Consider the following 13,086-nt stretch of genomic DNA (forward strand, 5'->3'; position numbering starts at 1 on the left):
CGCGGAACCCTATGTCTGAGCCAACACACAGGCAATGATGAACCTTTCGATGGCACGCGCCTTCCTTTTTGTCCTCGACTCCTTCGGCATCGGCGGCGCGGCCGATGCCGAACGTTATGGCGACACCGGCTCCAATACGTTCGCACACATCGCGCGGGCCTGCGCAGAAGGCCGCGCCGACCGCGAAGGCCTGCGTGCCGGACCCCTTCTTGTACCAAACATGCTCGCGCTCGGTCTCGGCCAGGCCGCGGCAACGGCAACGGGTTTCAGGTTTGAGAATGCCGGCAGTGCACCGCTTGCCGCCGCCTTTCACGGCGCGGCCCAAGAGGTTTCGAGCGGCAAGGATACGCCATCGGGCCATTGGGAAATAGCCGGCCTGCCGGTCCGTTTCGACTGGGGTTACTTCCCAGACAAGATTCCTGCCTTTCCGGCCGAGTTGACCGAAGCAATGGTGCGTGAAGGGAAGGTGCCTGGCATCCTCGGCAATTGCCATGCTCCGGGCACCGAGATTATCGAACGGTTCGGCGAAGACCATATCCGCACCGGCAAGCCGATCTGCTACACTTCGATCGACTCCGTCCTGCAGATCGCCGCGCATGAGGTTCATTTCGGCCTGGAACGGCTTTACGAGTTCTGCAAAGTGGTGCGCAGGCTCGTCGATCCGCTGAATATCGGCCGCGTCATCGCTCGGCCGTTTATCGGTGAAACCGCCGCCACGTTCGAGCGAACGCATAATCGTCGCGACTATGCCGTACCGCCACCGGAACCGACGCTGCTCGACCGGCTGACGGCGCGCGGCAGCCGGGTTATCGCGATCGGCAAGATCGGCGACATTTTCGCCCATCGGGGGATCTCGGAAGTCCGCAAGGCTGCCGGCAACATGGCGATGTTCGACAAAACGCTTGGTGCCATGGAAGACGCCCGCGACGGCGACCTCGTCTTCGCAAACTTTGTCGACTTCGACACCGAGTTCGGGCATCGGCGCGACGTTGCGGGATATGCCGCCGCACTCGAAGCTTTCGACCGGCGCCTGCCCGAGGCATTCGCACGGCTGAGGCCAGGCGATCTGCTCATCTTGACCGCCGATCACGGCAATGATCCGACGTGGCGCGGCACCGACCACACGCGCGAGCGTATTCCGATTATCGGGACACGGCCGGGTTTCAAAGGCGCAGACATCGGACTGAGGACAACATTTGCCGACATCGGCGAAACCGTGGCCGAACATCTCGGGCTGGCGCGCGGCCGTCACGGCACCTCCTTCCATGCCACGATAGGTGGCCATGCCTGAGCTGCCGGAGGTAGAGACAGTCAGGCGCGGTCTGCAGCCGGCCCTTGAAGGTGCCCGCATTGTCGGTGTCGAGGCACGCCGGCCGGATTTGCGGTTTCCGTTCCCCGAGAGATTTCCGGAGCGGCTGACCGGCAAGACGATTGCGGCGCTCGGCCGCCGTGCCAAATATCTGACAATGCACATGGACAACGGCCCGGTTCTGATCTGCCATCTCGGCATGTCGGGTTCGTTTCGCATCGAAACGGCCGACGAGAGCGCAACGCCCGGCGTGTTCCACCACGAACGCTCGAAAAACACTGCTCACGATCACGTCGTCTTCGACATCGCATCCCCTGCCGGCGTCCGCTCTCGCGTGATCTTCAACGACCCGCGCCGCTTCGGGTTCATGCTGTTTTCGGAAGGCGAGCCCGACATGCATCCGATGCTGGCGGGATTAGGCGTCGAGCCTACAGGCAACGCACTGGACGGCGCGCTGCTCGCTTCGTTGCTGAAAGGTCGCAAGTCACCGCTGAAAGCGGCACTTCTGGACCAGAGGCTGATTGCCGGGCTAGGCAATATCTACGTCTCGGAAGCGCTTTGGCGGGCCGGCCTGTCGCCGCTGCGCGAAGCGGGCACCCTCGCGAGAGCCGGCAAGAAAGCCAAAGAGCAGAGCGAACGCCTGGCCGAAGCAATCCGCTCGGTCGTCGCCGATGCGATCGCCGCCGGCGGCTCGTCGTTGCGCGATCATATGAAGACCGATGGATCACTGGGCTACTTCCAGCATTCCTTCGCGGTTTACGATCGCGAGGGGGAAGCCTGCTCCAAGCCTGGTTGTGGCGGCCACATCGAGCGTATCGTGCAAAGCGGTCGTTCGACTTTCCACTGCCGGGCCTGTCAGGCTTGAACAAGAAGCGAGGAGGAGCAAAGCATGGGCTATGAAACCATCATCGTCGAAACCCGCGGCAAGGTCGGGCTGATTACGCTGAACCGGCCGCAGGCGCTCAACGCGCTGAATTCACAAGTGCTGGCGGAACTGGTCGCGTCGGTGAATAGCATGGGCGCCAATGCCGACATCGGCGCCATGGTCATCACTGGTTCGGAAAAGGCTTTCGCGGCAGGTGCCGATATCAAGGAAATGCAGTCCATCTCCTATGTGGATGCCTATCTGCAGGATTTCTTCGTCGGCTGGGAAGAATTTACGCGGGCACGAAAGCCGATCATCGCGGCGGTGGCGGGCTATGCACTGGGGGGCGGCTGCGAACTGGCGATGATGTGCGACTTCATCATCGCCGCCGACACCGCCAAGTTTGGCCAACCCGAGATCACGCTGGGCGTCATGCCCGGCATGGGCGGATCGCAGCGCCTGACCCGCTTTGTCGGCAAGTCGAAGGCGATGGATATGTGCCTGACGGGTCGAATGATGGACGCAGCCGAGGCCGAGCGTTCCGGCCTTGTCTCGCGCGTGGTGCCAGCCGGCGAGTTGATCGAGGAAGCGCTTAAGGCAGCGGCCAAGATCGCTGGTTTTTCCTTGCCGTCGGTGATGATGGCAAAGGAGGCCGTCAACCGCGCCTATGAGACGACGCTCACCGAGGGTCTGCGGTTCGAGCGCCGGCTGTTTCATTCGCTGTTTGCGCTGGATGACCAGAAGGAAGGCATGGCGGCCTTCACCGGCAAGCGGAAGCCGAATTTCACGAACCGATGAGATGACGAAGGCGCCGGTCAAAAAGAAAGCGCTGCAGCGTTGACGCGCCGGAAAAGCTGAACTATAAGCCGCACCAACCGAGGCGGCCCTGTGGCTGCCCGTTTGTTTTTTGCGCCCTGCGGTATCCCGCAAGCGCCCACCAGATCAGAAGAGAGGCACCATGGCCAATACCTCCTCGGCCAAAAAGGCAACGCGCAAGATCGCCCGTCGCGCAGCGATCAACAAGAACCGCCGCTCCCGCGTCCGGACCTACATCCGCCAGGTCGAAGAGGCGCTCGCGGCCGGCGATAAGGCGGCCGCACAGGCTGCCTTCAAGGTGGCCGAGCCGGAATTGATGCGCGCCGCGACCAAGGGCGTGGTGCACAAGAACACGGCATCGCGCAAGGTGTCGCGGCTGGCCCAACGGGTCAAGGTGCTGTCGGCCTAATATATCTTTTCCTGAACTGCGCTTCTTCAAACCCGGCCAATCGCGCCGGGTTTTTTTCGTTTGCCGGCAAGTACTTAAAAGAAAGCCCGCAAAATGGCGCTCCGGGTGCACTTCAAAGTTCGAAATGCTTTGCCGGCGTATACATACCCGCTGATATTCGCAGCCTTCGAAACCGTCAATGCGAAAATTTCCGAGCGTCACAGATTACTGTTTTTTTTCAGAGGCTTACCGATGGTGATCCACAGCTTGTTCACATCGGCTGTGGCCGATAGGCGGCAATTGGCTGTCAAGTGAATTATTTCAGAAAATTTCGCGTTGTGTGGCCTTTTTCACATTCGCCGGAAAAGGGTTTGAATCACAATGGCTTTGTCAAAATCAACTGTTGCGGCATGGCGTTCGAAACGTCCCTTGCTAGTCAGATTCCTTAAAAATCCGTTAGGGGTGGCCTTGCCCTATCCACAGCGATTTCGGTAATGTCTGTCCATCGAAGGGACGGGCCCTTGGCCCTTGACCAGCCTGAAACCGGCCAGCTCAAATTGGCAGAGTTTACAGCGCGGATTCAACTCCGCGGACGGGGTTGGTTTGTCTTTTCGATACGGTAGGGGACTGGCGTAATTGTACATGGCAGGTCGACGGTGCGCCGGCGGTTTTTCGCCGGACGGCATTTTGTTGCCCTAACATGACCAAAGCGGATCGGCTCTTCGGCGCCGGACCGACAACGAGGCGATTCATCAGCCCGGCGGCGGCGATGGTGTCGCAGCGAAGACACGGTCGCCGGAAACATGGATGCAGGAGGCGCATCCCCGGCGGAAAACAGGTACAAGAGACAAGGAACTCGATCATGCAGAGCGGCGGCATCGAAAGGGAGCTTACAGGCGACCTCCCATTTCCTGGAACGTTAATCGGAAGGAACGACATGGCGGCTTCCAATGAAGCTGAACAGAAGTTCGATCGGGTCAAGGCCCAGTTGAAGGCGCGTCTGGGAACCGAGGTCTATTCGAGCTGGTTCGGGCGCATGAAGGTCGCTGAATCCTCTAAGGGCATTGTCCGCATCTCAGTGCCAACCGCATTCCTGCGTTCATGGATCAACGGCCACTATCTCGATCTCATCACCGAGTTGTGGAAGCACGAGGATCCGGAGATCCTCAAGATCGAGATCGTGGTTCGCACCGCCACACGGCAGGGCCGCAACAGCGTCGAGCCAGAAGTGGCCCCGGCGCGCAAGATGACCAGACAGACGCAAACCGCGCTCTCTGCGGGCACGGCGAGCCCCAGCAGGGTCGAACGGGTCCCGGTACCCCGCCCGGGGATGCCCGCAGAAACCGAGTTCCGGCACAATGTTCTCGGTTCGCCACTCGATCCACGCTATACTTTCACCTCCTTCATCGAAGGACCATCGAACCGAGTGGCTTTTGCCGCCGCCAAGGCGGTCGCGGAATCGCAGTCGAGCGCGGTGCGTTTTAATCCGCTCTTTCTTCACGCGACGGTCGGGCTGGGCAAAACGCACCTGTTGCAGGCGATCGCCGCAGAATCGCTGAAGCAGAATCCGAAATCGCGGGTCGTCTATCTGACGGCTGAGTATTTCATGTGGCGGTTCGCCACCGCGATCCGCGACAACAACGCACTGACGCTGAAAGAACAGCTGCGCGACATCGACCTCCTCATCATCGACGACATGCAGTTCCTGCAGGGCAAGTCGATCCAGCACGAATTCTGCCATTTAATCAACATGCTGCTCGACAGCGCCAAGCAAGTGGTGGTCGCTGCCGACCGGCCGCCGTCGGAATTGGAGTCGCTGGAGCCACGCGTCCGCTCGCGCCTCAACGGCGGCGTCGCGCTGGAAATGTCAGCCCCGGATTTCGCCATGCGTATCGGTATGCTCAAGCTCAGGCTTGCCACCGCCAAGCTCGACGATGCGTCGCTCGATATTTCCGAAGAGATCCTCAACCACGTCGCCCGCACGGTGACCGGCAGCGGACGCGAGCTCGAAGGTGCCTTCAACCAGCTTTTGTTTCGCCAATCCTTCGAACCGCAGATCACCATCGACCGCATCGACGAGATCCTTGGCCACATCTATCGTTCGGGCGAACCCAAGCGGGTGCGTATCGAGGACATCCAGCGCATCGTCGCGCGCCACTACAACGTGTCGAAGACCGAACTTCTGTCCAACCGGCGCACACGCACCATCGTCAAGCCACGGCAGGTCGCCATGTATCTGTCGAAGGTGATGACGCCGCGCTCGCTGCCGGAGATCGGGCGGCGGTTCGGCGGTCGTGACCATACGACCGTGCTGCATGCGGTGCGCAAGATCGAGGATCTTTCCGGTGCCGACAACACACTGGCGCAGGAACTCGAATTGCTGAGAAGGCTGATCAACGACCAGGCCTGACGGCCCGAAAAACGCCGGCTCGCGGACTCCGGCCTTTTTATCCCCTTTATCCCCGGAAAGCCCGTGCAGCCGGTCCGAACCGGTGGCGCGGGCTTGCGTTTGCCGGGTTTTTCCTGTCAGTTTACGCAGATTCTGAGCCTGTTCAGACCTTTCGCGGGGCGCCGCTTGCCGGAGACCCGTTCATTCATTCAAGCGAGCCTGTTTCGTCATGCGTGTTATCCTGGAACGGTCAAATCTCCTGAAGTCGCTCAACCATGTTCACCGCGTGGTCGAGCGGCGCAATACCATTCCGATCCTGTCGAACGTGCTGCTCAGCGCCGAGGGGGCCAGCCTTGAAATGAAGGCGACCGACCTCGACCTGGAGGTGACCGAAGCAACGCCGGCAAAGGTCGAACGTGGCGGGGCGACGACGGTCCCGGCACATCTGCTCTACGACATCGTGCGCAAGCTTGCCGACGGCGCGGAGGTGGCGCTGAAGACCGACGAAGACGGCAACGCCATGACGGTGACGTCGGGGCGCTCGAGCTTCCGCCTGCAATGCCTGCCGCAGTCCGACTTTCCCGAGCTTTCAGCCGGGTCGTTCTCGCATATTTTCCGGCTCGATTCCGTCGGACTAAAGGGCCTCATCGAAAAGACCCAGTTCGCCATCTCGACCGAGGAGACGCGCTATTATCTGAACGGCATTTATCTGCACACGCACGAGGCCGGCGGCAAGCTGAAGCTGCGCTCTGTCGCGACCGACGGCCACCGGCTGGCGCGCGCCGAGATCGATGCGCCGGCAGGCTCTGAGGGCATGCCTGGCGTCATAATCCCGCGAAAGACGGTCAGCGAGCTGCAAAAGCTGGTCGACGATCCCGATGTTGCAGTCACTACCGAGTTGTCCGACACCAAGATCCGTTTCACCATCGGCAGCGTTATCTTGACCTCCAAGCTGATCGACGGCACTTTCCCGGACTACCAGCGCGTCATTCCGACCGGCAACGACAAGAAGCTGATTATCGATCGCCAGAGTTTCGCCGCTGCCGTCGATCGCGTTTCGACCATTTCGTCCGAACGCGGCCGGGCGGTGAAGCTTTCGATCGCCGAAGGGCAGGTCACGCTTGCGGTCAACAACCCGGATTCGGGCAGTGCCACCGAGGAACTGGCGGCCGACTATTCGTCCGATCCGATCGAAATCGGCTTCAACGCCAAATACCTGCTCGACGTTGCCGCGCAACTGACCGGCACGGAGGCGAAGTTCATGCTGGCGGATGCCGGTTCCCCGACGCTGATCCACGACATGGCCGACGAGACCGCGCTCTACGTGCTGATGCCGATGCGGGTGTAGGGCCCGAACGGGGCCATCTTGCTGTCGTGACCAGATCTGCAAAACCGCAGCAGACGCACATAAGTAAGCTCACACTTACTAATTTCCGCAACTATGCGGCGTTGGCAATAGACCTTGATCCCGGCGCTGTCGTTTTCTCCGGCGACAATGGCGCCGGCAAGACCAATCTGCTTGAAGCGATCTCGCTGCTCACGCCGGGCCGCGGCCTGCGCCGCGCACCCTATTCCGAGGTGGCGCGCGAAGGCGGCGACGGTGGGTTTGCGCTGCATGCCCGGCTTGACGGGCCGGAAGGCCAGGTCGAGATCGGTACCGGAATATCGGGCAGCGACGGCGAAGCCGGCCGGCGGGTGCGGATCAACGGCGCGACGGCACGCTCAGCCGAAGACATGCTGGAATGGCTGCGCGTGGTCTGGCTGACACCGGCCATGGACGGCCTGTTCCCCGGGCCGGCTGCCGACCGCCGGCGCTTCCTAGACCGGCTGGTGCTGGCGATCGATCCTGGCCACGGCCAGCGCGCGCTTGACTACGAAAAGGCAATGCGCGGCCGCAACAGACTGCTCGCCGACGGTTCACGCGACGGTGCCTGGTTCGATGCGATCGAGATGCAAATGGCCGAGACCGGCGTGGCGATTGCCGCGGCGCGTGCCGAACTGGTGCGCCTGCTCGCCGCCATGATCGACCGGCTGCCCGGCGACGGACCGTTTCCGCAAGCCGACATCGGCATCTCTGGCGAACTGGAAGGCGAACTCGGTATTTTGCCGGCCGTCGACGTAGAGGAACGGTTCCGTCGTGCGCTTGCCCAGGGGCGCGACCGCGACCGCACCGCCGGACGCACGCTCGACGGCCCGCACCGTTCCGACCTCGTGGTGCGCCACCGGCCCAAGGCGATGCCGGCCGAGCTCTGTTCGACCGGCGAGCAGAAGGCGCTGCTGGTCGGCATTGTCTTGTCGCATGCGCGGCTAACCGGCGAGATGTCGGGCATGACACCGATCCTGCTGCTCGACGAGATCGCCGCCCATCTCGACGGCGGTCGACGGGCGGCCTTGTTCTCGATCCTGGAGGAACTAAACTGCCAGGCCTTCATGACCGGGACCGATGCCGCGTTGTTTGACAGCCTCAAGGGACGCGCGCAATTCCTGACCGTCGATCACGGCACGGTCAGGCCGACCATTTGAACTTGGTTGATGGCGCACTTCTGAGCGGCATGCATTGATACCTGACAAGCTTTTTCCTCCGCTATATGGTCCGGCGATGATCACAGCCGCCCTCACCGATGAAGAGCTCGAACGCTACGCCCGCCACATCGTGCTGCCCGAGATCGGCGGCGCCGGCCAGCAGCGGCTGAAGCGGGCGCGGGTGCTCGTCATTGGCGCCGGCGGATTGGGTGCGCCGGTGCTCGAATATCTCGCCGCCGCAGGGATTGGCACTCTCGGTATCGTCGACGACGACATCGTTTCGCTTTCCAACCTGCAACGACAAGTGATCCACGCCACGGACATGGTCGGCATGGCGAAAACCGACAGCGCCAGAGCGGCGATCATCCGCATCAATCCAAACGTCGTCGTGGAAGAGCACAATTTCAGGCTGACCGTGGACAACGCCCCTACCCTCATTGCCCGTTATGACATCATCGTTGACGGCTCCGACAATTTCGAGACACGCTACGCGGTGGCCGACGCCTGCGCCGCGGAAAGCCGGCCGCTCGTGCATGCCGCCGTTGGCCGCTTCGACGGCTCGGTCACCGTACTGAAGCCATTCGAAACCGGCCCGGACGGCAAGTTGAACCCAAGCTACCGCGATCTCTTTCCCGAGGCGCCGCCGCCGGGACTGGTGCCATCCTGCGCGGTGGCCGGCATTGTCGGCGCGCTGACCGGGGTCATCGGCACGCTGCAAGCCATGGAAGCGATCAAGCTGATCACCGGGATTGGCGAGCCGCTGGTCGGACGACTGCTGCTCTACGATGCGCTGGCGGCACGCTTCGACACGATCCGCTACAAGCGAACCAGCCCGTGAGCCTGCCTGCCGACGTTTCCATCGTGCAGCTTGCGGCCGATTTCGACCGTTGGGACGAGGTGCTGGCGCTGGTCATGCGCGCCTTCGCCTTTATGGACGGGGTTATTGACCCGCCGTCCTCGGTGCATCGGCTCACCGTTGAAAATCTCAGGGCTAGAGCGCTGGAGGAAACAGCATTCCTGGCGCTGAAGGAAAACGAGATCGTCGGTTGCGTCTTCATCCTGAAGCGCGCAGACGAGCTCTATGTTGGAAAGCTCGCGGTCGAGCCGGTTCTTCAGGGACAAGGCATTGGAAAACAGCTGATGCAGGCCGTCGAAGATCTTGCCCGCAGCCACAACAGGACCGCCATCGAGCTCCAGACGCGGGTCGAGCTGACCGGAAATCACGCAGCCTTTGCCCGCCTCGGTTTTCGTGAAACCGAACGGACAGCGCACAAGGGCTACGACCGGCCGACCTCAATCACCATGCGCAAGGCGTTTTCGTAAGCCAAAGCTATCCAACGACGAACGCGCGGTTGCCGCGGCAAGACCGTGCCGGCGTGACGGCAGGTCAGGCCCTCAACGGCAGCACGCGGTCGGGCGGGCGATGACCATCGAAGAAGGCGCGGATATTGATGATCACCTTCTCGCCCATGTCGACACGGCCTTCGAGCGTCGCCGAACCCATATGCGGCAACAGCACGACCTTGCCTTTGTGGGCAAGCTTCAGCAGCTTGCTGTTCAGCGCCGGCTCGTGCTCGTAGACGTCGAGGCCGGCGCCAGCGATCTTGCCGTCATGGATGAGCTTGACCAGCGATTCCTCATCGATGATATCGCCGCGCGCGGTGTTGACTATGTAAGCTGACGGTTGCAGAAGCGCCAGCCGCCGTGCCGAAAGCAGGTGGAAGGTTGCCGGTGTCGATGGACAATTGACCGAGATAATGTCCATGCGGGCGAGCATCTGGTCAAGGCTTTCCCAATACGTCGCTTCCAACTCGTCCTCGATTGCCGGCAGTACGCGGTGGCGGTTGTGGTAGTGGATCGAGAGGCCAAACGCCTTGGCGCGCCTGGCGACAGCGGTGCCGATGCGACCCATGCCGACAATGCCGAGCCGTTTGCCCCAAATGCGCCGGCCGAGCATCCAGGTCGGCGACCAGCCCGCCCATTTCTTATCGCCGGTCAGCACGTTGGCGCCTTCGGCCAGCCGCCGCGGTACGGCCAGCATCAGCGCCATGGTCATGTCGGCCGTATCTTCGGTCAACACGTTCGGCGTGTTGGTGACGGTGATGCCTTTCTTGGCCGCTGCCGCAACGTCGATCTTGTCGACGCCATTACCGAAGTTGGCGATCAGCTTGAGGTTGTCGCCGGCCTGGGCAATCAGCGCCGCGTCGATATTGTCGGTCACAGTCGGCACCAGCACGTCGGCCTCCTTGACCGCCGCCACCAGTTCCGGCTGCGTCATCGGCCTGTCCTCCACATTCAAGCGGGCGTCGAACAACTCGCGCATGCGGGTCTCGACTACGTCGGGCAACTTGCGCGTGATGACGACGAGGGGCTTCTTTTTGCCTGTCATTGTTTCCTCGAACCCGATCTCGTTGAGACCTCTTTAACCAAGAACGGCGAAACTGAGAGCCGATCGCGGTACCGTCATCCATGTAACAAGCGGTTCCGCCGAAGACAAAGAAAAATGGGCGCGAAGGCCGATGGGCGGGCGCCGAAAGGAACGAAAGTGTCTGGTTTCGCGTCGCTCCGCCTGACCCTCAGTGCAGCATTCCTCGGCGCTCTCATCCATAGCCCACTGGTGATGGCGCAAAGTGCCGCCGCACCCGCCCAGAGCGTCACGCTCGGACCAAGCGGCTTGCCGCTGCCGCGCTTCGTCAGCCTGAAATCCGGCCGCGTCAACTCGCGCGTTGGGCCGGGCGTCAATTATTCCGTCGACTGGATGTATATGAAGCCAGGCCTGCCGATGGAGATCATCCAGGAGTTCGATACGTGGCGCCGTGTGCGCGATGCCGACGGCTCGGAGGGCTGGATCAATCAGTCGCTGCTTTCGGGCCGTCGCACGGCGATCGTCGCCCCCTGGCAGCGCGGCAAGGACGCTCGCGTCAACCTCCTTGACGACCCGGCAAAAGATGCAGGCGTCATCGCGATCCTCGAACCGGGGGTGATGGGCACGATCAAGTCCTGCGATGGCCAGTGGTGCGAAATGACCTTCGACGGCCATACCGGCTGGCTCGCGCAGTCGCTGGTCTGGGGTGCCTATCCCGGCGAAAAGGTCAAGAACTGACTTTCCGAACCGGAGGTCGGGCCAGCGCTGCAAGCGCCGGATCCGGCATTTGTTCCGCTGATCTTCGGTTCGGGGATGGTTTAGCGGCCGATGCGGCCGAGATGGGTATCCTGGAAACTGCTTGACAGCTTCAAACCATAGCCCAGAGCGCGGTCGATGGCGATGTGGGCGATCCAGATCAGCGCGACAGCTACCGCCATTGCATTGTCAAAGACGCTGCCGACAAGCGCCAGCAGAACGGGCAAGATCAGTATGTGCAAGGCGTTGTAGGCGACCGCCCCGACGCGCGGCCCGGCCATGTAACCCAGCATCGACAGGTCGGGCGCCAGAATGAGCACGGCGAACAGCCACCAGGAAACACCGGCGATTGCATAGAAGACAAGAGCCGCCACCGCGACAGCGACCCATTCGAGCCGGAGCGTCAAATCCAGGAATTTCATAAGGCGCCGGTCAGTCGCAGCGTTTCGGACGCAGTCTCACCACGATATCGACATTGGCGATCTCCATGCCCTCCGGCGGTTCCGGCAGGTTGGAAACCGTCACCGGGCCGCTGTCGATATCGAAGATCCTGTTTTCGCCCTCGATATAGAAATGATGGTGATCGGAGGTGTTGGTGTCGAAATAAGTCTTCGATCCCTCGACGGCAAGGATGCGCAGAAGACCGGCCTGGGTAAACTGGTGCAGAGCATTGTAGACGGTGGCCAGAGACACCGGCACCCCGGCGGCAAGCGCCTCCTCGTGCAGTTCCTCGGCCGAAAGATGGCGGTCGCCCTTGGCGAAAAGCAGATCGGCCAGCGCGATGCGCTGGCGTGTCGGCCTCAGACCGGCCTCGCGAACCCGCTTGTCCACAGCGACATTATCCTTCCGGCAACCCAGATCCATCTATCCGTCGCGCTCACAGTTCCGCCTCAGACAGGTCCAAAATGGCAGAAATTGAGCATCTGCCGAAACTGGACGTGTCCTGACATATATTCTGTCGACCGAATGCGATCAATAGCGCGCATTGACCCGGGCAGACGGGCAGGTTAAGCGCAAGCGCCGGTTTCCGGCCTGAAACAGATTGTGTTAGGAAACCACCGACAAGGGCGCCTATCGCCCGGGACGATCACGGGGACGAGATTGATGGCGGGTTCGAAATCCAGCTACGGTTACGAGGAATTGCTTGCCTGCGCCCGCGGCGAGCTGTTCGGACCGGGAAATGCGCAGCTGCCCTATCCGCCGATGCTGATGTTCGACCGCATCACCGAGATCAGCGAGACCGGTGGTGCGTTCGACAAGGGTTTCATCCGCGCGGAATTCGATATCAAGCCGGATTTGTGGTTTTTCGCCTGCCATTTCATCGGTAATCCGATCATGCCAGGATGCCTGGGCCTGGACGCCATGTGGCAGTTGACGGGGTTCTATCTCGGATGGCTCGGTGAACCCGGCAAGGGGATGGCGCTGTCGACCGGTGAGGTGAGGTTCAAAGGCATGGTCACGCCTTCGGTCAAGAAGGTGGAGTATGGCGTCGACTTCAAGCGCGTGATGCGCGGTCGGCTTGTGCTTGGCATCGCCGATGGCTGGCTGAAGGCAGATGGCGAGCCCATATACGCGGCAACGGATCTGAAGGTCGGTCTGTCCAAGCAATCGGCCGCCGTCTGAACGAAGACCCTGCAGTACGACGTCTTGGACGTCTGATGAACGCTGTAGCACT

General features: G+C 61.6%; 14 protein-coding genes. 11 read left to right on the top strand and 3 right to left on the bottom strand.

Features of this window, described 5'->3' with window-relative positions:
• The first annotated feature begins 49 nt into the window (after nt 1-49).
• The 9 genes from NKH33_RS16910 (at nt 50) to NKH33_RS16950 (ending at nt 9,613) form a co-directional block, all read left to right on the top strand.
• A complete protein-coding gene (locus tag NKH33_RS16910; protein ID WP_352685693.1) occupies nt 50-1,291 on the top strand; it encodes a phosphopentomutase in 1,242 nt (413 codons plus the stop codon).
• Complete coding sequence (mutM, locus tag NKH33_RS16915; protein ID WP_352920669.1) at nt 1,284-2,174, top strand: bifunctional DNA-formamidopyrimidine glycosylase/DNA-(apurinic or apyrimidinic site) lyase; 891 nt, start codon at nt 1,284-1,286, stop codon at nt 2,172-2,174. Before NKH33_RS16910 ends, mutM begins: the two co-directional genes overlap by 8 nt.
• A 24-nt stretch (nt 2,175-2,198) precedes the next feature.
• A complete protein-coding gene (locus tag NKH33_RS16920) occupies nt 2,199-2,972 on the top strand; it encodes an enoyl-CoA hydratase (protein ID WP_023719544.1) in 774 nt (257 codons plus the stop codon).
• Nucleotides 2,973-3,132: 160 nt separating this feature from the next.
• Nucleotides 3,133-3,399, top strand: a complete 267-nt coding sequence (gene rpsT / locus NKH33_RS16925) for a 30S ribosomal protein S20 (RefSeq protein ID WP_023676922.1) — start codon at nt 3,133-3,135, stop codon at nt 3,397-3,399.
• Between the two features lie 841 nt (nt 3,400-4,240).
• Complete coding sequence (gene dnaA, locus NKH33_RS16930; protein WP_031211816.1) at nt 4,241-5,788, top strand: chromosomal replication initiator protein DnaA; 1,548 nt, start codon at nt 4,241-4,243, stop codon at nt 5,786-5,788.
• 208 nt (nt 5,789-5,996) lie between these two features.
• On the top strand, nt 5,997-7,115 hold the full coding sequence (dnaN, locus tag NKH33_RS16935) for a DNA polymerase III subunit beta (RefSeq protein ID WP_023676920.1): 1,119 nt from the start codon (nt 5,997-5,999) through the stop codon (nt 7,113-7,115).
• Between the two features lie 26 nt (nt 7,116-7,141).
• Nucleotides 7,142-8,290, top strand: coding sequence for a DNA replication/repair protein RecF (recF, locus tag NKH33_RS16940; RefSeq protein ID WP_352455124.1), 1,149 nt, complete (start codon nt 7,142-7,144; stop codon nt 8,288-8,290).
• 76 nt (nt 8,291-8,366) lie between these two features.
• A complete protein-coding gene (locus NKH33_RS16945) occupies nt 8,367-9,128 on the top strand; it encodes a molybdopterin-synthase adenylyltransferase MoeB (RefSeq protein WP_352920671.1) in 762 nt (253 codons plus the stop codon).
• Nucleotides 9,125-9,613, top strand: a complete 489-nt coding sequence (locus tag NKH33_RS16950; RefSeq protein ID WP_352744423.1) for a GNAT family N-acetyltransferase — start codon at nt 9,125-9,127, stop codon at nt 9,611-9,613. Before NKH33_RS16945 ends, NKH33_RS16950 begins: the two co-directional genes overlap by 4 nt.
• Nucleotides 9,614-9,677: 64 nt before the next feature.
• Here NKH33_RS16950 and NKH33_RS16955 read toward each other — a convergent pair whose 3' ends face one another.
• Nucleotides 9,678-10,679 carry a 2-hydroxyacid dehydrogenase gene (locus tag NKH33_RS16955; RefSeq protein WP_352455122.1) on the bottom strand — a complete coding sequence of 334 codons (1,002 nt, stop codon included), beginning with the start codon at nt 10,677-10,679 and terminating at the stop codon, nt 9,678-9,680.
• 156 nt (nt 10,680-10,835) lie between these two features.
• On the opposite strand from NKH33_RS16955, the gene NKH33_RS16960 reads away from it, so the two are divergent.
• Nucleotides 10,836-11,393: an SH3 domain-containing protein gene (locus NKH33_RS16960; protein WP_023676915.1), complete on the top strand. Its 558-nt coding sequence runs from the start codon at nt 10,836-10,838 to the stop codon at nt 11,391-11,393.
• A gap of 80 nt (nt 11,394-11,473) precedes the next feature.
• On the opposite strand, the gene NKH33_RS16965 is transcribed toward NKH33_RS16960, so the two are convergent.
• Together NKH33_RS16965 and irrA are read right to left on the bottom strand one after the other, a co-directional pair.
• Nucleotides 11,474-11,833, bottom strand: a complete 360-nt coding sequence (locus NKH33_RS16965) for a DUF4260 domain-containing protein (RefSeq protein WP_352680480.1) — start codon at nt 11,831-11,833, stop codon at nt 11,474-11,476.
• Between the two features lie 10 nt (nt 11,834-11,843).
• Entirely contained in the window at nt 11,844-12,275 is a 432-nt protein-coding gene (gene irrA, locus NKH33_RS16970; RefSeq protein ID WP_023676913.1) for an iron response transcriptional regulator IrrA, read from the bottom strand.
• Between the two features lie 240 nt (nt 12,276-12,515).
• Between irrA and fabA the strand changes: the two genes are divergently transcribed.
• Nucleotides 12,516-13,034, top strand: coding sequence for a 3-hydroxyacyl-[acyl-carrier-protein] dehydratase FabA (fabA, locus tag NKH33_RS16975; protein WP_023676912.1), 519 nt, complete (start codon nt 12,516-12,518; stop codon nt 13,032-13,034).
• Nucleotides 13,035-13,086 lie beyond the last annotated feature (52 nt).

Origin of the sequence: Mesorhizobium sp. M1182, assembly GCF_040318335.1 — a bacterium.
Taxonomy (GTDB): domain Bacteria; phylum Pseudomonadota; class Alphaproteobacteria; order Rhizobiales; family Rhizobiaceae; genus Mesorhizobium.

What these genes read in the sequence shown, in the direction of transcription:
- NKH33_RS16910 (WP_352685693.1), top strand. Translation starts at nt 50, where the DNA reads ATGGCACGCGCCTTCCTTTTTGTCCTCGACTCCTTCGGCATCGGCGGC.
- mutM (WP_352920669.1), top strand. Translation starts at nt 1,284, where the DNA reads ATGCCTGAGCTGCCGGAGGTAGAGACAGTCAGGCGCGGTCTGCAGCCG.
- NKH33_RS16920 (WP_023719544.1), top strand. Translation starts at nt 2,199, where the DNA reads ATGGGCTATGAAACCATCATCGTCGAAACCCGCGGCAAGGTCGGGCTG.
- rpsT (WP_023676922.1), top strand. Translation starts at nt 3,133, where the DNA reads ATGGCCAATACCTCCTCGGCCAAAAAGGCAACGCGCAAGATCGCCCGT.
- dnaA (WP_031211816.1), top strand. Translation starts at nt 4,241, where the DNA reads ATGCAGAGCGGCGGCATCGAAAGGGAGCTTACAGGCGACCTCCCATTT.
- dnaN (WP_023676920.1), top strand. Translation starts at nt 5,997, where the DNA reads ATGCGTGTTATCCTGGAACGGTCAAATCTCCTGAAGTCGCTCAACCAT.
- NKH33_RS16945 (WP_352920671.1), top strand. Translation starts at nt 8,367, where the DNA reads ATGATCACAGCCGCCCTCACCGATGAAGAGCTCGAACGCTACGCCCGC.
- NKH33_RS16955 (WP_352455122.1), bottom strand. Translation starts at nt 10,679, where the DNA reads ATGACAGGCAAAAAGAAGCCCCTCGTCGTCATCACGCGCAAGTTGCCC.
- NKH33_RS16965 (WP_352680480.1), bottom strand. Translation starts at nt 11,833, where the DNA reads ATGAAATTCCTGGATTTGACGCTCCGGCTCGAATGGGTCGCTGTCGCG.
- irrA (WP_023676913.1), bottom strand. Translation starts at nt 12,275, where the DNA reads ATGGATCTGGGTTGCCGGAAGGATAATGTCGCTGTGGACAAGCGGGTT.
- fabA (WP_023676912.1), top strand. Translation starts at nt 12,516, where the DNA reads ATGGCGGGTTCGAAATCCAGCTACGGTTACGAGGAATTGCTTGCCTGC.